This window comes from Pontibacter sp. LHS1, from assembly GCF_058932855.1.
In genome coordinates this window covers 156954-177774 of record NZ_JBZYWF010000002.1, presented here as the reverse complement: position 1 = coordinate 177774, position 20821 = coordinate 156954, and the positions used below count along the sequence as shown (strand labels likewise).

The 20821-nt window shown below is 52.6% G+C and carries 16 protein-coding genes; 9 read left to right on the top strand and 7 right to left on the bottom strand.

What is annotated here, in order from left to right; translation table 11 throughout:
* The first annotated feature begins 102 nt into the window (after positions 1–102).
* Positions 103–795 carry a hypothetical protein gene (locus AC5FXQ_RS05145; protein ID WP_493601421.1) on the top strand — a complete coding sequence of 231 codons (693 nt, stop codon included), beginning with the start codon at positions 103–105 and terminating at the stop codon, positions 793–795.
* 2 nt (positions 796–797) lie between these two features.
* Here AC5FXQ_RS05145 and AC5FXQ_RS05140 read toward each other — a convergent pair whose 3' ends face one another.
* Entirely contained in the window at positions 798–1061 is a 264-nt protein-coding gene (locus tag AC5FXQ_RS05140) for a hypothetical protein (protein ID WP_493601420.1), read from the bottom strand.
* A gap of 297 nt (positions 1062–1358) precedes the next feature.
* Between AC5FXQ_RS05140 and arsB the strand changes: the two genes are divergently transcribed.
* Together arsB and AC5FXQ_RS05130 are read left to right on the top strand one after the other, a co-directional pair.
* Positions 1359–2402: an ACR3 family arsenite efflux transporter gene (arsB, locus tag AC5FXQ_RS05135; protein ID WP_493601419.1), complete on the top strand. Its 1044-nt coding sequence runs from the start codon at positions 1359–1361 to the stop codon at positions 2400–2402.
* 184 nt (positions 2403–2586) lie between these two features.
* Entirely contained in the window at positions 2587–3273 is a 687-nt protein-coding gene (locus AC5FXQ_RS05130) for a hypothetical protein (RefSeq protein WP_493601418.1), read from the top strand.
* Positions 3274–3315: 42 nt separating this feature from the next.
* On the opposite strand, the gene AC5FXQ_RS05125 is transcribed toward AC5FXQ_RS05130, so the two are convergent.
* A complete protein-coding gene (locus AC5FXQ_RS05125) occupies positions 3316–3765 on the bottom strand; it encodes a hypothetical protein (RefSeq protein WP_493601417.1) in 450 nt (149 codons plus the stop codon).
* A gap of 155 nt (positions 3766–3920) precedes the next feature.
* Positions 3921–5519 carry a mechanosensitive ion channel family protein gene (locus AC5FXQ_RS05120; protein WP_493601416.1) on the bottom strand — a complete coding sequence of 533 codons (1599 nt, stop codon included), beginning with the start codon at positions 5517–5519 and terminating at the stop codon, positions 3921–3923.
* Positions 5520–5883: 364 nt separating this feature from the next.
* Between AC5FXQ_RS05120 and AC5FXQ_RS05115 the strand changes: the two genes are divergently transcribed.
* Positions 5884–7017, top strand: a complete 1134-nt coding sequence (locus AC5FXQ_RS05115) for a hypothetical protein (RefSeq protein WP_493601415.1) — start codon at positions 5884–5886, stop codon at positions 7015–7017.
* Positions 7018–7107: 90 nt separating this feature from the next.
* Here the strand turns inward: AC5FXQ_RS05115 and AC5FXQ_RS05110 are convergent, their stop codons facing one another.
* The 3 genes from AC5FXQ_RS05110 to AC5FXQ_RS05100 form a co-directional block, all read right to left on the bottom strand.
* Entirely contained in the window at positions 7108–8502 is a 1395-nt protein-coding gene (locus tag AC5FXQ_RS05110; RefSeq protein WP_493601414.1) for an MATE family efflux transporter, read from the bottom strand.
* 89 nt (positions 8503–8591) lie between these two features.
* The gene (locus AC5FXQ_RS05105; RefSeq protein WP_493601413.1) at positions 8592–10037 is read right to left on the bottom strand and encodes an RtcB family protein; all 1446 of its coding nucleotides are present in this window, start codon (positions 10035–10037) and stop codon (positions 8592–8594) included.
* Between the two features lie 108 nt (positions 10038–10145).
* Entirely contained in the window at positions 10146–11231 is a 1086-nt protein-coding gene (locus AC5FXQ_RS05100; protein WP_493601412.1) for an SDR family NAD(P)-dependent oxidoreductase, read from the bottom strand.
* A 484-nt stretch (positions 11232–11715) separates the two neighbouring features.
* On the opposite strand from AC5FXQ_RS05100, the gene AC5FXQ_RS05095 reads away from it, so the two are divergent.
* Complete coding sequence (locus AC5FXQ_RS05095; protein ID WP_493601411.1) at positions 11716–14268, top strand: PAS domain S-box protein; 2553 nt, start codon at positions 11716–11718, stop codon at positions 14266–14268.
* A gap of 82 nt (positions 14269–14350) precedes the next feature.
* On the opposite strand, the gene AC5FXQ_RS05090 is transcribed toward AC5FXQ_RS05095, so the two are convergent.
* Positions 14351–15505: a serine hydrolase domain-containing protein gene (locus AC5FXQ_RS05090; protein ID WP_493601410.1), complete on the bottom strand. Its 1155-nt coding sequence runs from the start codon at positions 15503–15505 to the stop codon at positions 14351–14353.
* Between the two features lie 143 nt (positions 15506–15648).
* On the opposite strand from AC5FXQ_RS05090, the gene AC5FXQ_RS05085 reads away from it, so the two are divergent.
* The 4 genes from AC5FXQ_RS05085 (at position 15649) to AC5FXQ_RS05070 (ending at position 20739) form a co-directional block, all read left to right on the top strand.
* Complete coding sequence (locus AC5FXQ_RS05085) at positions 15649–16620, top strand: aldo/keto reductase (RefSeq protein WP_493601409.1); 972 nt, start codon at positions 15649–15651, stop codon at positions 16618–16620.
* Between the two features lie 172 nt (positions 16621–16792).
* Entirely contained in the window at positions 16793–17089 is a 297-nt protein-coding gene (locus tag AC5FXQ_RS05080) for a GIY-YIG nuclease family protein (RefSeq protein WP_493601408.1), read from the top strand.
* A gap of 359 nt (positions 17090–17448) precedes the next feature.
* Positions 17449–20001: a beta-N-acetylhexosaminidase gene (locus tag AC5FXQ_RS05075; RefSeq protein WP_493601407.1), complete on the top strand. Its 2553-nt coding sequence runs from the start codon at positions 17449–17451 to the stop codon at positions 19999–20001.
* Positions 20002–20157: 156 nt separating this feature from the next.
* Positions 20158–20739: a GNAT family N-acetyltransferase gene (locus AC5FXQ_RS05070; protein ID WP_493601406.1), complete on the top strand. Its 582-nt coding sequence runs from the start codon at positions 20158–20160 to the stop codon at positions 20737–20739.
* Positions 20740–20821: the final 82 nt, after the last annotated feature.

Genomic DNA, 20821 nt, shown 5'->3' with positions numbered 1-20821 from the left:
AATACCCACTTTTGGGTATTGGGTAACTGGAAATTAATGTGTTACCTTTGAAACATACCTGCCAGAAAGGGTGATTTCTTTAACCATTAAAGGGCCTCCTGTATGAATATCCCTGAAGCCATCAAAATGACACTTCGCTTTCAGCAGGTGCCCATGACCGCGCATCAAATCGCCTATTTTATCAGCTTCAACCATTTGCTGCAGTCTGCTTCCAGTTTAGAGGCCATGGTGCATGCAGTGGAGGAGGCGGTATTTCAGAACCCAGCATATTTTTACGTAACGGACGACCTGGTGCACATGAGTAAGTGGCAGAAGCAGGAACAGCTGGTAGTGGAGCATGTCTTTGGCACCGTGCAGCAGGCAATTGCCCTTCTGAATGAGCTGGGCCAGACGTCAGAGTGTTGCAGCAACATTGTACTGGCGCTCCTGCTGTACAAGCGCCTGTCTGATATCAAGCGCAGCCAGCAATTAGGTGCGCCTATCGTGCCGGACCTCTGGAAATTTGACCGCGTAGCCGCTGATACCATTCTGCCAGAGCTTTCAGCAAGGGTGTACGAGGTCATGGACTATATCGAGCGCACCGATGACCGGCTGGCCAACGCCTTCCTTTTTGGCAAAGAAGAGCTCAACCACATGAACGAGCCGGGACAGCTGAAAAAACTGCAGGAGGCCATGCGACTGCTGGCGACATTGCAGCTCGACGAAGAGCATGTTCCCACACCTCTTTTTCAGGCCATTTTCAGTCACCTGTTCTGGCGCAATATAAAGCACACCTCCAAAGAACTGCTCGGATAAGCCTACCGCTCCATGCTGCTGCGTGATCTGTACAGTTTGCGGGCTGCGATCTTTCTGCGCTTGTAATAACTGCTGATCTGGCTCAGTCTGCCCGTATGCAATTGTTCTGCTCTTTTTGGTGGGTGCGGGATATGGCAAACAGGGCAGACAGGCTCCTCGAGTTGTCCCTGTATTTCTTCTATAGCGTCTTCTACCTGGCACAAATAGGCTACAATGGCCAGTGTGCCCAAGAGGCCAACCAGCGTAAGGATAGTACTGATAATCATGGTAATCGAAACTTTGGCTAAAAGTTGAAATTAGAAGCAATCAAATTGCCGGATAGCGCAACCAGATTTCATCTTAAAAGCGCTATATCCGAAAATTTGATTTCTTTAATTAAAGCGATTTATCCAAGAAATTAAAGCCCCCCGCTGCATAGTCTTAAACTTCCATAAAGAATCATTGATAGATGCCATACTCTTGCTTTCACCCGGGGAGGCAATAACAAGCGATGCTGGTTTTGGATCTAGTTGAATTTATCGTAATATTGCGATGCGATTATCAAATACTAAAACGGCTGTACCATGGCACAAGCAACACAACAACCCAAAAAACAGATTGCCTTTTTCGAGAAATACCTGACCATCTGGGTAATTCTCTGTATCGTGGGAGGGACTCTGATCGGCTACCTGGCCGGTGACCAGATGGAGGTGCTGAGTCGTATGGAGGTATACCAGGTGAACATTCCCATCGCCCTTCTGATCTGGCTGATGATCTACCCGATGATGCTGCAGATCGATTTTACGAGTCTCAAGCGCATCGGGCGCAAACCTACTGGCATTGTGTTGACGGTGGTTGTGAACTGGCTGATCAAGCCTTTTACCATGGCCTTCTTTGCCTGGCTTTTCTTTTCTAATCTGTATTCTGCCTTCATTTCGCCTGAGCTGGCCGGGGAGTACATCGCAGGTGCCATTGTCCTGGGGGCTGCGCCCTGTACGGCCATGGTGTTCGTGTGGTCCTACCTGAGCGATGGCGACCCGAACTATACCCTGATGCAGGTGTCAGTCAACGACCTGATCATCCTGGTCGCTTTCGTGCCGATCGTGGGACTGCTGCTGGGCATCACCAATGTGACCGTGCCTTACGACACGCTGTTTCTGAGTATCATCATTTATGTGGTCGTACCGCTTGTGGCGGGTTTTCTGACGAGCCGTACCCTGATCAGATCGAAAGGGGAGGCTTGGTTTACGCGGGAGTTTCTGCCGCGCCTCAAGCCAATGAGTGTCCTCGCCCTGTTGCTCACGCTTATCCTGCTCTTTGCTTTTCAGGGTGTGAATCTCCTCAGCAATCCGCTCATTATTGTTTTCATCGCCATCCCGCTGATTCTGCAGACCTATTTCGTGTTTTTCCTGACCTGGTACAGTGGCCGCAAGCTTAGGCTGGGGCATGCCGTGTGCGCACCGGCTGCCATGATCGGGGCCAGCAATTTTTTTGAATTAGCCGTGGCGGTAGCCATTGCCCTGTTCGGACTGGATAGTCCGGCTGCCCTCGTGTGCGTGGTGGGGGTGCTGGTAGAGGTGCCGGTGATGCTTTCGCTGGTTGCTTTTGCGAACAAGAACAAGTACTAGCGGGCCGGTATACCCTGGTTAGCCTAACGATTGCGAAGCTTTGTAGGGAGGCGTGAGGTAAGGTTTGCCGCACAGACAGAGGTTGAAAGCTTCGATCCATAAAATTGTGCGGGAAATCTGCTAAATGGAGTGCAATAAGTTGTGTAGGATGCTATATATTAGCACCTTCACACAAGTACTATTTATGAAACAACTTTACATCCTGCTTTTTGCCGGGCTTTCTTTGACTAGCTGTGTCAGCACAAGTAAGTATGCCCAATTTGTAGAACAAAAGCCAAAGACAGAGCGCCCGGAACAAGTCCAGCAAAGCGACTGGCTGATCGTGCAGGCTCCTGCCGCGGATCAAAAGAACAAGTACCTGAAAGTGGAGAACTCATTCATACCTGCCCTGGTATACTGGGGCTGGAACTCGACCATATCCTGTGAGCTCGACCCAGGCAGCACCGCTGTTTATGTAGAACGGGGTATGCAGCAGGCTGCCCGGAATCTTAATTTGCAGGAAGTGCTGGGGGGCCGTCAGCTGGTGGTTGAACTGCAGCAGTTGCCCGGCCAGTTCCTCTATGAGAACAAAGGCAGCACGGTATTTCTGCTGTTCATGCATCTGACCTCCGGACAGGAGATCATTACGCCTCGCCCGACCAATCTGATAGTGCGCTACTACTTGAAGGAACAGGGGGAAGTGATCGCCTCTGGTGAAAGCACCATAAAAAACGAAGAGCAACCGATTCGCAATGTCTGGAAGTCAACTAAAAAGTTTACCTGGATGCACCTGGACCTACTGGAGTCTGAGTCAGAGCGTATGGGCATTGCAGCACTCACCTCCATTGCAAAAGAGCTGGAAGCCTTGTCCTTTCAGGGGGCAGTGGAATAAGATAGATACGCTGTTCGGGAGCAGTAGATTGCCTGCCCGGGCTTAAATCCGGCTGTTGGAGTCGTGCTGCTGGAGCAGCCATTCTGTTGCGCTTTCTGCATCCAGAAACATTTCTACCCGGGTATTGGCTTCTGCTACGTTTTGCTCTTCTGCCATCTTGTGCTTGATACGTTGCATGTCCAGCATCGACAAGCCCTCTTCTGTCATGACGCGGGCAAAGCGGGTGAGGTAGGGGTTTATTTTTGGAATCAGGGTGCTTACCAGCCAGTTCTGGTCTGCCAGTTCCATGTAGTAAAGCTTACGGGCGTCACTTAGCCAGTAGCGGCACCCCAGATCACAGACATAGTCAGCAGCAAGTGTAAGCGAGCGCCTGAATTCTTCGCTGGAGGGATGCCGTAGCCAACGGGTAAAGAGGAGGTTCAGTTTGCGGTCCACCTCAATGCTTAGGTACTCGTCCTGGTGTAGTTTCTCTGTTTGTAAAGCGTTGATCATAAGCAGAGTTGTTTTTATGCTACGCGTTCAGGAGCCTGAGGTTCCTTATGATTTTAAAGAAGGTGCTACCAGGTAAGATGCTGCAGTATTCAGAATTAATCTCAGTGCTCACAGCTATATTTGGTTTATCTGTCTTGATTGTCTGACTGGCGGGATTATAATGGCTTCTCCTCTGCATCCGCTATACCTGTACCATCCTGACTTACCAGCAGTTGCTGTACTGGCAGAGCGAAGCCTTTGCCTTTCGTATTCACGGCATCCATCATACTCAGGAGCAAGCCTTCCTTGATCTCGAGCTGCTCATTAAAATCGCTGGTCAGAACGTAGGAGAATACCTCGACCTTGAGTGCATCTGAAGTGATCTCGGTCAGGCGTACGCGGGCGCTGTCATTGTCTATTTTAGGGTGGGCCATGAGTGTTTCCCGGAGAGCCCGTAACACGGCCTGTATCTGGGCTGGCGTGGTATCGTAGCGCAGACGCAGCACCGGGGCAAAGAGGAAGCGGTCGCGGTGGGCGAAGTTCTCGATCTTCTGCGAAGAAAAGTCTCCGTTCGGGATCGTAACGATCGTACGCTCCGTTGTGCGCAGGCGGGTGGAGCGCATGCCGATCTGCTCTACCGTGCCTGTTGTGTCACCTACTTTGCAGAAGTCGCCTACCCGGATGGGTTGGTCGGCAATCAGGGTAACGCTCCCGACAAAGTTCTCTACCGTCTTCTGAGCGCCTAAAGCCAGCGCAATACCGCCTATACCTAAGGCAGCCAGACCAGTGGTCACGTCAAACCCCAGTGTGTCGAGAATGAAGATAATGCCGAACACCAGCAGGGCGATCTTGGCACCGCGACGCAAGAACAGCACTACTGAGATCCCGGACATGTTGTTCTTCTGCACGAGCCGCCGTTGGCTGAAATTGGTGATCGCGTCGACCAGGCGCCATAGCAGCAGGATCACAGCCACCAGGCCCACGATAATGGTAAACTCACTGAAGCGCTGCCGCACCACAAAGGAGATGCCCAGTCGTTGGCTCAACAACACAAGGATCAGGGCAGCCAGGTATAGCCGGATCGGCAAAGAGAAGGCCCGGATGAAACCATAAGTGGGTTCATCCCTCGTTTTGCGCCAGACATAGTTGATGAGGTATGTGAGTGCGGCCGTGATTCCCCAGGCAAACAGGTAAGCTATGATTGCAATCAGGAGCATGGCCAGCCAGTGTCCGGCAGGAACCCCGCCCCATCTGGTTTCGGTGAGGTAATCTGGCAATACACTTTCTACGACAGCAGTTTTAGGCGCTTCGATCTGCAGGGGTACTTTGCTGATGGTCTCGGAAGCGACCAGCCAGATGGGGCCGCCAGCAGGTCCCTCTGTTTTTTCAAGGAGCAGGTCAAAGGTTTCATTATCTACCTCGGCGGTACCGACTCTTTCCTTGTCCGGTGGCAGGTTGTCTTCCAGGTCGCCTTCGGGTGTGTCACTGATCCAGGAGCGGGGGAGGGTCTTGCTGCGCTGGTCCAGCAGGCGTTGCAGGGCCTGTGCTGTGGCAGCTCCGTCTTTTATCGTGCCTTCTGGTGTGTTAAGGTTGAGGTAAAGGGCAGCTGTGGCATAGTCCTCATCGGCCACCGCCCGGATAAAACCCACGACAGTCCCCCGCGGCGTGCGCCTTCCCAGCGAATCTTCCGGCCACTCAGGTACTACCGCCTCCACCGTATCCTGTGAAGTTTCCTGCGCATGCGTTGTCGCAGGTATGGCAAGTGCCAGGCTCAATGCAATCCATGCTATATAAGGATGCCTCAAGAGAAGGTTAGATAGCGCGTAACTGTAAAGTGCAGAAAACATGATTGTTAACGTATGGGGCTCTCGATTTAGCCTCATAGGATACGTCTATGTGACTAATTTCTGTTACTTCCTGCAATAACGGCTGAGCTTTTCCGGAGTTGTATGAAGTACAATTTTGAGTAGAAACAACAGGGCCATTATGATCTATCCAAATGAATATTTTTTATCTAATGTGTTATTTAAATTTGCATTAGGTGCAAGGTTTGCTAATTTTAATGATATTATGTCACAACATCAGATTCTTTAATTTTTCATTAATCTTTACTTATTAACAAACTTAAACCCGTGTAGTATGAACAAGACAAAGACTACTTTACTTTGCCTGGGCCTCGCCTTTTTAACTTTTTCCTGTGACAAGGAAATAGAAGAGCTTAACCCCTCTTCAAACAGTACCTTAAATGCTACTTCGGTAGCAAATCAAAACGCATCGGATTTTGTACCCTTAAAACCGATGGAGTTGTTGCCGATGCAGGAAAATCTGCGCAATATGCTGATGAGTAATGTTGTTGACACGTCTGAATGTGGGCCAACGGCTTTTGCTGAAGTACAAAACAGATACTTTAGCCCTTTGGGTAATGATCTGATAGGTTTATTTGGAAATGTTGCTCAAGCTCAAATTATATTAGATTTATATACCTCTCTGAACTTCTACTCCGCAGCTTTTGACGAATCTAACCAATATTTTGGTGCCAACGGAGAGTACACTAACTTAATGGTGAAGCGCCAGCGTGAGCTGGAGAAATTCTGGAACATGCCGAACCTGATCAGGGTGAATGGCCAGCACACGGCTACCCTCAACGACAGAGAGAAACTGGCGGATGTGTATCAACTGGTAGGAGTAGGTATTGAAACAAGACAGGATGCTTATGCTGCTGCTGATCAACTCCTATACTTCAATACTTTTTCAGATCAATTGCCGGAATCCCCATTCTTTGCAGCAGATGGTTTTGCTACTACTTATAACAACCTGATCGTGATCGGAGATGGTATTGTTGATATGCTTTCTGAAACAGGTATAGACAAGGACATCGTTTGGACAGGTATACTGGCGCACGAGTGGGCGCACCAGATTCAGTTCATGAATACGAACGCCTGGTATCCAGCAGGCACCTTTGCCAGCACACCGGAAGCGACGCGCTACAAGGAGTTGGAGGCCGATTTTCTGGCAGCTTATTACATGACGCACAAGCGTGGCGCAACTTATAACAGCAAGCGTGTGGCGCAGTTCTACGAACTGTTCTTCGGGATCGGTGATTGCGGTTTCACGAGCGATGGTCACCACGGCACACCGCTTCAACGTATGGCTGCAGCCGAGCTAGGTTTTCGACTGGCTGATGAAGCCCAGAAGAAAGGACATATCCTGACAATGGAGCAGGCGCATGCTTATTTCGTTGCCAACATCGATGGTCTGTTAGTGCAGAATTAACCGACACTTCTTTTAACTATAAAAAGCAGGTATAGCCCTTGAAGCTATACCTGCTTTTTTGTTTCCGGCTTCATGCGAGTCAGTTATACGCTATACCTTCACTTTCTTCCAGGTGCCGCGGCGGAAGAGCCACCAGCTGACCAGGGCATGGAAAGAGTGACAGAAAGCGATGGCAAAGAAAACGCCGGTTGCCCCGAAGCCAAGGGTGAGGGCCAGGAGGTAGGCGAGCGGAATTTCGATCAGCCAGAGCACCACCACGTTGATGATGGAGGGGGTGCGGGTGTCGCCTGCACCGTTGAAGGCCTGTACCATCACCATCCCCAATCCAAAAAAGACATAGCCCAGCGTAATGATGCGGAGCGCTTCTGAGGCCACACCGACCACCTCTTCGTCATGTGCAAAGATGCCTGCGATGGACTCACCGAAGAGCAGAAAAAACACAGTAACAGCCGCCATGAAAATGACATTATATTTGGCCGTCAGCCAGACCGACAGCTCAGCCCGCATGGCTTTCTGCGCCCCCAGGTTCTGTCCGACCAGCGTAGCTGCCGCCGAAGACAGGCCCCAGGCAGGCAGCAGGGCGAACATGATGATGCGGAAGGCAACGGTATAGCCAGCCAGGGTATTGCTCCCAAACTCAGCAATGATGCGGGTCAGGAAGATCCAGCTGGCAGAGTCGATCAGGTACTGGCCCATACCCCCTGAGGATACTTTGAGGATGCGCCAGATCATGGCCAGGCTGATGACCAGGTTCCGGCGACCGAGTTTGAGCAGATGCCGCCCATTGAGCAGGTGGTAAAACTGGTATACCACCCCCACACTACGGCCGATGGTCGTGGCCCAGGCAGCTCCCTCCAGTCCCCAGCCCTCAAAGCCGCCGATACCAAAGATCAGGAGCGGGTCCAGAACGATGTTGGTGCCGTTCGCAATCCAGAGGGCACGCATAGCCAGGTGCGGCAGACCGGCGCCCCTGAAGACACCATTGATCAGAAAAAGCAGGATGATAGCCAGGTTACCGGCAAAAACGATTTGGGCGTAACGCAGGCCATACGCAATCACGTCTGCCTCGGCACCCAGCAGGGCCAGCAGATCGGCCGCATACCAGGTAGCCAGAAAGCCCATGGCCAGCGCCAGCACAGTTCCCGTCACCAGGAGCTGATAGGTCACGTTGGCGGCCTCCTGGTAGTTCTTCTCACCAATGCGCCGCGAGACCATGGCGGTGGCAGCAATGCTCACCCCCATGCCGATCGAGTAGATGATCATCAGCACCGTCTCGCTCAGTCCTACCGTCGCCAGGGCTTTGGAGCCCAGTCTGCCCACAAAGAAGATGTCGACCACTGCGAAAAGCGACTCCATCACCATCTCCAGGATCATCGGCACGGCCAGCAGTACGATGCTCGTCCGGATACCGAGCGTGGTGTAGTCGTGCTCCGTGCCTTTTACGGCAGACCAGACGAGTCGCAAAGAGTCTTTGAATTTCGGCATGGAGGGGCAGGTATAGGATGCTCAGCAAATTACGTAATTAGGCGCTATACGAGTTTGGGTTCTCGCAATTTTTCATCCTGCCACCGCTGTCAATCTACCTCCACATACTTCTTGTCTTCGTTCATGCGCACGATCTTGGGGGTGAAGGTGCCGAGTACTTCCACCAGATCCCGCTGGTAGTCCATCACCTGGTATATGTCTTTGTAAGCCATCGGCGCCTCATCGAGTCCGGCACCCACTAGCTCGACGCCAGCCTTCTGCAGGAAGCGGCGCATCTCGGTGGGTGAAAGTGTTTTGATAGCCTGCGTGCGCGACATTGTCCGACCCGCCCCGTGTGAGGCCGAATTGATGGAAGCCGCTTCGCCTTTGCCGCGCACGATAAAGCCCGGTGTGGCCATAGTACCCGGTATGATGCCCAGCACACCTTTACCCGCCGGCGTAGCGCCTTTGCGGTGCACGATCACCTCGTTTCCTTTGGCGTCTTTTTCTTTCCAGGCGAAGTTGTGGTGGTTCTCGATCCGGGCCATAGGAGCCTCCCCGAGTTTTGCCGCCAGACGTTCGTGTATCTGGTGATGACAGGCAGAGGCGTAATCACCGGCCAGGTTCATAGCCAGCCAATACTCCTGCCCGGCTTCGGAGTCCAGGTCGAGCCAGGCCAGGTGCTTTGCCTCGTTGGGCAGCGGGCAGGCATCCATGGCCACCTTGGTGTAGTAGCCTGCAATGTTGGCCCCGAGCCTGCGGGAGCCGGAGTGGGAGAGGATGGCCAGGTACTTGCCCGCAGGTATAGCCAGTTCGTTATCCCCGTCATGTATCTCCACCGTGCCAAACTCCACAAAATGGTTGCCACCACCCGAGGTGCCCAACTGCTGAAAAGCCCGGTCTTTAAGCTCCCGCACGATCGGAATCTCGTTGAACTCCGGCCGACTCATGATCTCGTGGTCCATGGGGCGTTTGAAGGCAGTGTTGCCGAAGCGGGTGCTGTCGGTAAGTACCTTGATGAGCTGTTCCCGGTTTTTGTCCAGGTAGCCGGTATGGATGTCGAAAATGCTCATGCTCATACGGCAGCCGATGTCCACGCCCACACCATAGGGTATAACGGCATTGTGCGTGGCCAGTACGCCGCCTACTGGCAGACCGTAGCCCTGGTGTGCGTCCGGCATCAGGGCGCCGCCGCTTGTCACGGGCAGGCGCATGGCAATGTCCATCTGGTCGCGGGCTCCCTGTTCTATACCTTCCGCACCATACACGGCATATTCCTGCTTCTCCTGCCTGAGCGCAACGGGCTCTGCTTCTTTTTGGTGAATAAGCGCCTGTGCCAGCGGCCCTAGTGTGGCATGCATGTGGTATTGATCGGGCGCTGCCAGCACATCCTGCAGCAGCTCAATCTGGTGGTGTTTGCCCAGTTCGGTATAGTAGGTATGGATGATGTTGAGTGCAGTGCCCAGGGGCTTGCCAGTGGGAAAGCCGAGGTTTTGCAGATCCTTCGCCCCCAGTTTATCTGATTTCTTTTGCTCTTTTTTCTTTTGTTTTTTCATAGCGTTATGTCCAGCACGAGATTTTATGTACGGCTGTCGGACAAAGCAGGTAAAGGTTCATGATGTGACAGGCAGGCGCTGCGTCGCTCAGGTATAAGCGCTGTTCGTTTACTGTCCTCTTTTCTTTTGCTGGCGGCGCATTTTTTTCTCTTCCTTTATTCGCTGGCGCACCCCGTCGTCCACGCCACGGCCTGCTTCCATGGGTTCAAATGCCGAGCCGCTGGTAGGTGGGGCAGGCGGTGCGTTCTCTATCTGGTACTTGTGGATGATGTTGCCGGAGAGGCTTTCGGTGGTGCGGGGGAAGAGGCGATGGAAGTACCAGGCTCCTTTTGCTTTCCAGCCCACCGGCCGCTCATTCCGGCCGCGAAGGGAGGCCCTGATCGTGGAGTTCACCACCTTCTTCGGATCGTCCATGGCGGCCATGCGGGGTGTGCCGCCGCTATAATTGGCCGCATGCCGCCAGAAGGGCGTGTCTACTGCCCAGGGCTCCACCGTCACCACCCGGATATGTTTGTTGCCGGTCAGCCGGAGCTCCTGATTCAGTGCCTGCCCCAGGTTCAGGATACCTCCCTTGGTAGCAGCATAAGAGGCGTGGTAGGCCAGTGGCACATTACTCTCGACAGAGCCCATGTTGATGAGTGTGCCATGTCCCTGCACCAGGAACTGCTGGATGGCGACCTGACTGCCGTAGATGAAGCCTTTGAGGTTGACATCGACGATGCGTGCCTGGTCCTCGAGCGGGATCTCCCAGAACTTACCGATGGCGCCTACGCCGGCCATGTTGATCCAGACATCCACCTTGCCGTATTGCTGCAGGGCTGCCTGCATCACGCGCTGCACATCCTCTGGCTTGCTGATGTCCATGGGCACGGTGATGGCAGTACCACCGTTGGTCCGCACCTGTGTCGCGACTTCCTCCAACAGCTCCCCTCTACGGGCGGCCAGCACCACATTGGCGCCGTAGGCTCCCAGTTGCTCAGCCACGCCACGTCCAAATCCGCTGGATGCCCCCACGATCACAAAGGTTTTGCCTGCTGTTTTGCGCTGTCCGGAAGCGCCCAGTTTAGAGGAGCCGCAACTTCCCAGGACCAGGCATAGCATGAGCAATAGCAGGGCAAATGACCTGTCTGTTCTTGTTTTATTCTTTTGGCCTGAAGCAAAAGTTGTGCGCTGTAGCGTTTGATGAAATTTCATAGGCGTGCCAGATTAAGTATATCAGAAATCAGCAGGGCAGCGGATGGCAGCCCGTCATAAATTGCACGCTAAAACAGGGGAGGAAGTTATACCTAATCTTGCTGGCCGGGAATCGCAGCCAGCGCAGTCCAGACTGGCTCTTACGCGGTAAATACTTATAGAACTCGTGAACTGAGACTAAAGCCGGGGTCTACGCGGAAGGAGACAATTCAGAATAACTAGTCTGCTAAGCTTTGGTGAGTTAATGATCCACAACAGATACAAGTTGATTCCCTGGATAATTTAGTGCAATTAAAAGGGCATAATCGGATTATTCCACTATGCTAAGTTGTTAGTCTTGTTGTATTTATATATATTGTTTTAACTTTAATTCAATGTCAAATCGGTGCAATTGTATATAGCTGAACTTTAGAAAGATAAGGCTCACCTGCTATTGATTCTTCCCACTGGCAGCTACAAGCTGTTGTTTTATCTGTAGAACGTTATGAATGAACTCGAATTCAATGAAAAACTTGTCAGGTACTCGCATGGTTTACTATGCGTCATTGATTCAAGAGGTGTTTTTGTCAAAGTAAGTGAAGCCTGCAAACAGATTCTGGGCTACGACCGTCACGAGGTAGAGGGGAAGCCTTTTACCTCCTTTGTGCATCCCGAGGATTTGGAAAACACTGTGCAGGCCTCCAGGCAGCTCAAGCTCACTTCCAGCATGCTGCATTTTGAAAACCGCTACCTGCACCAGGATGGCCATGAAGTTCCCCTGCTCTGGACAGCTACGCTTTCTGATGAGGATGGCTTCATCTACTGCACTGCCACCGATATCTCAGTTGAGTACAAACTGCGCCGTAAAGTGGAGGAGAAGGAAGCCTTCTACAGAACGCTCATAGAGCACGGGTCTGACATGCTGGCTCTCCTCGATGAGGAAGGAAATTTCCTGTTTGCCAACAATGCCTTCAGGCGTATACTGGGCTACGAGGTGCGGGACCTCCTGTGCAGCAATACCTGCAGCTACATTCACCCTGATGATCTGCCTGCTGTACGAAGATCCTGGAAGAGGGCGGCTAAGCTCGAACTGCTGCGCATGCAGGACTTCCGGATACGGGATGCGGAGGGAAGCTGGCGCTGGGTGGAGGCCATTGTCAGCAACCAGGTCGGAAACAGCACCATGAGTGGCTTTGTGGTTAGCTCCCGCGATATTACCGAGCGCAAACATGGCAGGCTGCGCCTGGAAGAAAGTGAGCAGCGTTACAAGGCCCTGTTTGATAATAACCCGGACATTGTGCTGTTTGAGAACCTGCATGGTGTCGTGACTGAGGTAAACCAGGCCTTTCGCGAGACATTTGGCGCAGCGGCAGACTCGGTAGTCGGCAGGTCGCTCACCGAGCTGCTTCCCCCGGATATGGCCGCCGTCAATGCACGGTCGCTGCAGGAGGCACTGCTGGGCAGCACCCTGCGCTACGACCTGGAGCTGAAACCCCGGGGAACGCAGGCCATCGTGCTGGACACGGTTAAGTTTCCGGTGCCGGCAGGTGACCAGGTTATCGGGGCCCAGACCATTGCCAAAGACATCACCCCGATTGTCCGTTCTTTCGAAACCATCGAGCGGCAGGCTAAAAAGCTGAACACCATTTTTGAAAGTATCACCGATGCCTTTTTCACCCTGGACAAGGAGTGGTACTTTACATCTGTGAACAGCGAGTTTGAGCGGATCATCGGTGCCACAGAGCAGGAAATTGTGGGAACCAAACTACAGGAGCACTCTCGGTTTGATACCGAAGGACACTTTTACAGGCAATACCGCCATGCAATGGAAACCGGTGAGAGTGTGCATTTCGAGGCTTACTCAGAGCGACCGGGAAAGTGGCTGGAGGTAAAGGCTTTTCCTTCGGACGAAGGCCTGGCCGTTTACTTTTCTGATGTGACGGACAAGGTGCTGGCTTTAAAGGAAGTGGAGAAACTATCGCTCGTAGCCAGCCAGACGGACAATGGCGTCGTGATCACCGATGCTGCCGGACAGACTGAGTGGGTGAACGAGGGCTTTACCCGCATCACGGGGTATACCCTGGATGAAATGCGGGGCAGGAAGCCCGGAGAATTATTGCAGGGACCGGAAACTGATCCCGAAGCCGTGCAGCAGATCAGGAAGGGGCTGCAGGAAGCATCACACTTCAGCGCCAGACTCGTCAACTACCGGAAGTCAGGAGACAGGTTCTGGGTGTCGATGGATATTACACCAATCCTGGATGATAAGGGCACCGTCACGCGGTTCATCGCCGTGCAGCGGGACATTACGCTGCAGAAAGACGCGGAGGCGAACCTGCTGCAACTTTCGCAGCACCTCTACCAGCAGAACAAAGACCTGCAGGAGTTTACCTACATTGTGTCTCACAACCTCCGGGCACCGGTCGCAAATGCGCTTGGGCTGGCGCACCTGCTTCACACTACTGATGCATCATCCGGCAATTTTGCTGCGATCAGGGCGCACCTGCAAACCAGCATACAACAGATCGACACGGTGTTACGCGATGTGAACACCGTGCTTTCGGTAAGGGAGCGGGACGATGTGCTGGAGCTGGAGCAGGTCAACCTGGTCTGGCTGTTCGGACAGGTACAGGTAAAATTTGAAGAGGTCCTGCAGCAGATTGGCGCTGAAGTCGTGCTGGCGGTAGACCCGGCCATTAAGGTGCGGGCCGTCCGAACTTATTTGTTCAGCATCTTTTACGGATTACTTTCCAATGCCATCAAGTTCCGCTCATCGGAACGGACCTTACATATCACGCTGACTGCTGAGAGAAAAGCGACCGGCGAACTGGGGCTAACATTTGCTGACAACGGCCAGGGCTTTGACACGCGCAAGGCAGCGGAGAAAGTGTTTAAGCTCTACGAGCGCTTCCACAAGGATATCAAGGGACGTGGAGTTGGGCTGTTCCTGCTCAAAGCGCATACAGAGGCTATGGGCTGGAAAGTGACGGTGGAGAGCCAGCTGCACGTGGGCACTACCTTCCGGTTCATCATCCCGGCAGAAGCACTGCTTTCATAAGGCTGCTATACCGGCCTTGTTATGCCATCTGCAGGTATAGGTTTTCAAGCATCAGGCCGTCTTGGTTTTGGAGCAAAGCCTGTTATTTAATTAAGTTATTATACAAGCTATTAATAACTTCAGCCAGTGCCAGGTTATACTCATTCACTTCAGGGGCGCTGGTTCCGTTGGTGATCACCACAAAGCCAAACTGCTCTTTTGGCTGAAAGAACATGGCGCTGTAGAGTCCGTAGGCATTGCCGGTGTGTCCCACCAGGGCTTTGCCGGGTATCAGCTTGCTTTCAGTTTTCAGCGCAAGGCCGTAGCCATTGTCCGCGATCTTCGACTGCATTTGTTTGGCGCTCTTCTTCGAGATGATCCGGGTGCCCTTGTACTCGCCTTTGTTTAGGTGCATGGTCATATACCTGGCCAGATCGGGAGCTGACATTTTCATGCCGCCGGTGGGCGAGAAGATGGGAGTGGTATAGCCCATTCTGTACCTGCTTATTTCCTCCCGGCGTGGCGCATAGGCCGAGGGCGAAGGGGAGAAACTGCCGGAGTCAGGCTTGTATTCATAAAGGGTCACGAAGCGACTGGCGTCCAGGGAGTCTACCTGGTAGCCGCCGTACAGACCCAATGGATTCAGGATGTGGCGCTTCACGTACTGGTCGAAACGCTCACCGGAAAGTTTCTCCAGAATGGTGCCGGCCATATTGAAACCCAGGTTGCAGTACTCGTAGCGTGTGCCCGGTTCGTAATTATTGTAGCAGGCTGCCCAGTTTGGGTTTTTGGCAGGGTCGATGGTATCGAGCGTAAAGTAGCCTTCGCTGTCGTTGATGCTGGAGGTATGCGAAAGCATCATGCGCAGGGTAATCTCCTTATTCGGGTATTTGGGGTTCCGCACCTGAAAACCTACGAGCTTGCTGACATCATCATCCAAAGAGAGCTTACCCGCCTCGACCAGTTGCATCAGGGCCGTGACGGTAAAGGATTTGGAGATGGAAGCGATCCTGAAGATGTCGTTATTGGAGAGCGGTGTCTGGCTTTCAATATCCTTCAGCCCGAAGGATTTGGCGTAGACTATCTCCCCCTTCTTTACGACGGCAACCGACAATCCTACCATGTCATGCTGCTGCATGATGGCCTGTATGTCTGCTTCGGTTTTCCCTTCCTGCGCATGACCGGACAGGGTGAAGGAGATAACAGCAAGTGTTGTGAGGGTGGCTTTCTTCCAAAGATGTTTCAGCATAGTCGTCATGGGGTGTGGCTTTTGAGAAGTCTAATATAAGAATCTCTCCCGGAATATCGTATTTGCCAGATAGATTCAGGCCGAAAGGACGACAACTCTTGTATATTTACAGCAGTATGAATGCAGAATTGAGAACTTAGAAATAACAAGTTATGGAGTACAGAAGATTTGGCCGCACAGGCTGGCAGGTGAGCGAAGTAGGATATGGGATGTGGGGTATGGCCGGCTGGACAGGTTCGGATGACCAGCAGTCAGACCGCTCATTAGACCTGGCCGTGGAAGGCGGCTGCAACTTTTTTGATACAGCCTGGGGCTACGGCAAAGGCAAAAGCGAGCAGATCCTCGGCCGCCTGCTCCGGCGTAATCCGGATAAACGCCTGTACGTGGCGACCAAGATTCCGCCTAAAAACATGAAGTGGCCGTCGAAGGCATCCTACAAGCTCGAAGATTGTTTCCCTGCCGATCACATCATCTCCTATACCGAGAAAAGCCTGCAGAACCTGGGGGTGGAAACGATCGACCTGCAGCAGTTTCATGTCTGGGAAGACAGCTGGGCAGAGCAGGAAGAATGGCAGCGGGCTGTGGAGAAGCTGAAAGCCGATGGCAAAATTCAGCACATGGGCGTGAGCGTGAATCGCTGGGAGCCGGATAACGTGCTCCAGACTTTGCGTACCGGCCACATCAGCAGCGTACAGGTCATCTACAACATTTTTGATCAGGCGCCGGAAGACAGCCTTTTCCCGCTTTGCCGCGAACTGGATATCGCCACCATCGCCCGCGTTCCCTTTGATGAAGGCACCCTCACCGGCACTTTTACGACTGAAACCACTTTCCCCGCAGACGACTGGCGAAGCACTTACTTTGTGCCTGAGAACCTGAAAGCCAGCGTAGCGCATGCCGACCGGCTGAAGCCGCTTCTACCTGCCGGCATGACTATGGCGGAGATGGCCCTGCGCTTTATTCTGAGTAATCCGGATGTGAGCACTACGATACCTGGTATGCGCAAAGCCCACCACGTGCAGGCCAATCTGCAGGCCGGCGATGGGAAAGGTTTACCGGACGAGCTACTGGAGCAGCTCAAGTCGCACCGCTGGGACCGCAAGCCTACGGAGTGGTCGCAGTAGGGAGGGCCGGTGAGTTCTAAGAAAACCATCTCAAAACTTATTGTCATTCTGTTAAGAAGCTTGGTTGAAGGGAGGTTAAGCTTAAACTAGTTGCGGGGGTAGGGGCCCTCTTTACCAAGATCCTTACAGGATGCCAAAAAAAAATTAGAATGCTTCGGCCTTGGAGTATACAATGAAAAGCCATAACTACTTCGTCTATATCACCACTAACCCAGGCAAGACTGTGCTTTATGTGGGGGTTACAAATGACTTGGTATATCGGCTTGATCAACATAAGGAAAACAGAGGTAAACCCGAGACGTTTGCAGGTCGCTACTTCTGTTACAAGCTTGTATATTATGAGCGCTATACCTATGTGCAGCATGCTATAGATAGAGAGAAGGAGCTAAAGAGCTGGAGTCGCGATAAGAAAATGGAGTTGATAAAAAGTGAGAATCCATACCTGCGATTTTTGAAAGCTGATCCTTGAAATACAGCTTCTCAGGCTAGCTACCAAGATCCTTACAGGATGACAAAAAGAAGGTATAGAACAGCCTAAGCATCATATTAGCGTCGTTGTATTCTAATAATATTTGCCTTTAACCCACTGTCATTCTGTTAAGAAACTTGGTTAGAGGGGTGATAAGCCTATGCTATACGCTACCAGGATCCTTACAGGATGACAAAAAAAGAGAGCTTGAAAAGACCTTGACAGTAAAGGTCCTGACTGTTCTGATTCTCCACGCTGGAAATCAATGTCTTCACAACGATCCAGCGCCGAAGGTTTAGGTTCTACTCATTTTGTGCTATATTTCAGGTTAGATCCATTAGCCTGAATTATTTAATAGAATGAAAAAGACCCTGGCAGTAGTAGTATGTGCCCTCTTTGTCCTGCTTTATGCAAATGCCTTTGCGCAGGAAAGTCTTAGTCAGTTTGATCCGAAGAAGCTTCAGCTGACTTATGAAGTAGCAGACGGAAAGTATGAGAACAAGCCGCAGACACTGGCTGTGTTCACTCTTACCAACACCGGAAAGGTGCCTTTGCCGGCAAGCGGCTGGACCCTGTATTTCCATTCCTTTCCTGCCCTCAAACCCAAAGCGGAGAATGCGCCTGTCAAGGTAGCGCATGTGAATGGCGACCTGCGCTACATGGTACCTACGGCCACCTTCAAGGAGCTGGCGCCGGGGGCTTCGCAGCGTATAGAATTTGTTTCTGGAGGACAGGTTGTGAACGACTCCAGAACGCCGCACGGCTTTTACCTGGTTTGGGATCAGGACAAGTCGAAGGGTTATGCTACAGCTCCGATCAACGTGAAAAAGCCGGACCAGCCCTGGGTAGACTGGGTGCAGGCAAAAGACATCTTTGAGCAGAACAGGGTCATCACCAACATTCCGGAAGAAAAGCTGACCAAGGTTTTCCCGACGCCGGCTGTCTACCACGAAACAGGAAAGCCTTTTACCATGACCGCTGCAGTACCCATTGTGGCTGATGCGGCATTTATGCGCGAGGCTGATTTGCTGGCGGAGCACTTAAGCACGGTCTTCGGAAAGAAGCCGGTGATCAGTATGCTGGGCACAGGCAAAGCGATCCGTTTGCAGCAGAAGAAAGGGATGGGGCCTGAGGCCTACGAACTGCAGGTGAGTCCGCAGGAAGTGGTGATCGCTGCCTCTACACCGGCTGGTGCCTTCTACGGTACCCAGTCACTGAAGACGCTGATACCGGCCACAGCTCTGACTAAAAACGAAAGCGCTGTTTCACTTCCCGGCGTTCGTGTTTCGGATGCACCGCGGTTTGGTCACCGAGCCTTTATGATGGATGTGTCCCGCAACTTTCAGTCAAAGGAGCAGGTGCTGAAGGTGCTCGACCTGATGGCGCTCTACAAGCTGAACGTGCTGCATTTTCACCTGAACGATGACGAAGGCTGGCGCCTGGAAATTCCGGGTCTGCCGGAGCTGACAGAAGTGGGCGGCAGACGCGGCCATACCATAGACGAAAAGGATTATCTGCAGCCTTCGCTGGGCTCAGGTCCGGAGGCAGATAAAACCAGTGGCAGCGGACACTATACCAAAGCCGACTATATCCAGATACTGAAGTATGCCACGGAGCGCCACATCAAGGTGATCCCTGAAATAGAGACACCGGGACATGCCCGGGCCGCAATCAAATCGATGGATGCCCGCTATGCCCGCCTGATGCAGGAGGGGAAACCGGAAGAAGCAAAACGCTACCTGCTCCATGACCTGAACGATCAGTCGGTGTACCGATCGGTGCAGAACTGGAATGATAATGTGATCGATGTTTCGCTGCCTTCGACCTATACCTTCCTCGAAAAAGTGGTAGACGAGATCCTGGCCATGTACCAGGAAGCCGGTGCGCCGATCCAGACCATTCACATGGGCGGCGACGAAGTACCGGCAGGGGTGTGGGAGAAATCACCGGCCGTGCAGGCTTTAATTGCGGCTAACCCGAAAGTAAACAGCAAAGATGATCTCTGGGATTACTTCTTCGGCAAGGTGAATGACATGCTGAATGCCCGTAAGCTATACCTGTCAGGCTGGGAAGAAATAGGCCTGACAAAGGTGAAGCAGAACGGCAAAAACGTGTATGTACCGAACCCGGATTTCAAAGGCAGGAACTTTCATGTGGATGTCTGGAATAACCTGTGGGGCGCAGAGGACCTGGCCTACCGCATGGCGAATGCCGGTTACAAAGTCGTGCTCACCAATGCCTCCAATTTATACCTGGACCTGACTTACCAGAAAGCCTACGAAGAGCCGGGACTGTACTGGGCCGGCTACCTGGATCTGGACAAGCCTTTCTATTTTATCCCGTTTGACTACATGAAGAACCAGAAGGTGGATACGGACAACAAGCCGATCAACCCTGCGGTCTTCAAAGGAAAAGAACAACTCACCGCCTTTGGCAGGTCGAATATTGTGGGCCTGCAGGCGCCTCTTTGGTCGGAGATGATCAAAACCCCGGAGCGCCTGGAGTACATGCTGCTGCCGAAGCTGTTGGGCTTGGCGGAGAGAGCCTGGGCACCCGACCCAGCCTGGGCAAGCGAACCGGATGCTGCAAAAGGAGAAGCTGCCTACAACCAGGCCTGGTCTGCCTTTGTGAATGTGCTGGGCAAGCGGGAGCTCCCTCGTCTGAGCCATTACGCCGGTGGCTACCAGTACCGTATACCTACAGCCGGAGCTGTGGTAGAGAATGGTAAAGTACACGCAAATGTGCAGCTGCCGGGTTTCATCATCCGCTATACCACCGACGGCTCGGAGCCAGGCGAAAAGAGCAAGGTATACACCGGGCCCATCAGCGAAAAAGGGGAGATCAAGCTCAGAGTTTTCACTCCCTCCGGACGATCCGGCCGAGTGGTGACGGTTGTGAATACAGCAAGCTGAGGCGCTTCCCGCTGCTTTTGCTGATCAGCCTACCCAGACACCTGTACTGGTACTGGGAAATACTTATTCGTTCGGCTGAACTACGGAATCTCCTGACCACCTGCCTGATATTCGCGTAAGACGATCTCTAGAGACACGCGAAATTAAAACAAGCTTATGGTGCAACTGGAATATTTTAGTGAAGAAGATTTTGGGCAGCTGATGAACTGGATCACGCATGAGGAATTGCTCATAAACTGGTGCGGGTCCACGTTTAAGTTTCCGCTGACAGAAGACGACCTGAAGTGGTACATTAAAGGTGCCAATGACCCGGAGCGGTCGGAGGTGATGATCTATAAGGTGGTGGACTCGCAGCTCGGGCAGGCCATCGGACATATTTCACTGGGCTCCATCGATCGGAAAAACAGGTCGGCCCGCATCAGCAGGGTGCTGATCGGCAGCAAAAGGGTGCGGGGCAAAGGCTATTGCCAGGATATGATGCACGCCATCCTGCGGATAGGTTTCGAGGAGCTCCAGCTGCACCGCATCAGTTTGGGTGTGTACGACCGCAACAAGGCCGCAATCCGCTGCTACCGCAGCTCAGGCTTCAGGCGCGACGGCGTGTTGCGCGACAAGAGAAAGGTGGGCGATACCTACTGGAGCCTGGTGGAGATGAGCATGCTGGAACACGAGTGGGCTGATATCAAAGCGAGTAAAAAAGAACCGCAGGAAGCGACTTTCATCAGCCAGGGCATCTGACGTGCTACCCGGCAACCACAAACGGGCAGGTGTTTTCTCTGACAGGTATGCTGCCTGACTTGCAGCAGGCCGGAGAAACGGA

What these genes read in the sequence shown, in the direction of transcription:
- AC5FXQ_RS05110 (WP_493601414.1), bottom strand. Translation starts at nt 8,502, where the DNA reads ATGCCGAAATTCAAAGACTCTTTGCGACTCGTCTGGTCTGCCGTAAAA.
- AC5FXQ_RS05095 (WP_493601411.1), top strand. Translation starts at nt 11,716, where the DNA reads ATGAATGAACTCGAATTCAATGAAAAACTTGTCAGGTACTCGCATGGT.
- AC5FXQ_RS05075 (WP_493601407.1), top strand. Translation starts at nt 17,449, where the DNA reads ATGAAAAAGACCCTGGCAGTAGTAGTATGTGCCCTCTTTGTCCTGCTT.
- AC5FXQ_RS05125 (WP_493601417.1), bottom strand. Translation starts at nt 3,765, where the DNA reads ATGATCAACGCTTTACAAACAGAGAAACTACACCAGGACGAGTACCTA.
- AC5FXQ_RS05105 (WP_493601413.1), bottom strand. Translation starts at nt 10,037, where the DNA reads ATGAAAAAACAAAAGAAAAAAGAGCAAAAGAAATCAGATAAACTGGGG.
- AC5FXQ_RS05070 (WP_493601406.1), top strand. Translation starts at nt 20,158, where the DNA reads ATGGTGCAACTGGAATATTTTAGTGAAGAAGATTTTGGGCAGCTGATG.
- AC5FXQ_RS05145 (WP_493601421.1), top strand. Translation starts at nt 103, where the DNA reads ATGAATATCCCTGAAGCCATCAAAATGACACTTCGCTTTCAGCAGGTG.
- AC5FXQ_RS05080 (WP_493601408.1), top strand. Translation starts at nt 16,793, where the DNA reads ATGAAAAGCCATAACTACTTCGTCTATATCACCACTAACCCAGGCAAG.
- AC5FXQ_RS05090 (WP_493601410.1), bottom strand. Translation starts at nt 15,505, where the DNA reads ATGACGACTATGCTGAAACATCTTTGGAAGAAAGCCACCCTCACAACA.
- AC5FXQ_RS05130 (WP_493601418.1), top strand. Translation starts at nt 2,587, where the DNA reads ATGAAACAACTTTACATCCTGCTTTTTGCCGGGCTTTCTTTGACTAGC.
- AC5FXQ_RS05115 (WP_493601415.1), top strand. Translation starts at nt 5,884, where the DNA reads ATGAACAAGACAAAGACTACTTTACTTTGCCTGGGCCTCGCCTTTTTA.
- arsB (WP_493601419.1), top strand. Translation starts at nt 1,359, where the DNA reads ATGGCACAAGCAACACAACAACCCAAAAAACAGATTGCCTTTTTCGAG.
- AC5FXQ_RS05085 (WP_493601409.1), top strand. Translation starts at nt 15,649, where the DNA reads ATGGAGTACAGAAGATTTGGCCGCACAGGCTGGCAGGTGAGCGAAGTA.
- AC5FXQ_RS05140 (WP_493601420.1), bottom strand. Translation starts at nt 1,061, where the DNA reads ATGATTATCAGTACTATCCTTACGCTGGTTGGCCTCTTGGGCACACTG.
- AC5FXQ_RS05100 (WP_493601412.1), bottom strand. Translation starts at nt 11,231, where the DNA reads ATGAAATTTCATCAAACGCTACAGCGCACAACTTTTGCTTCAGGCCAA.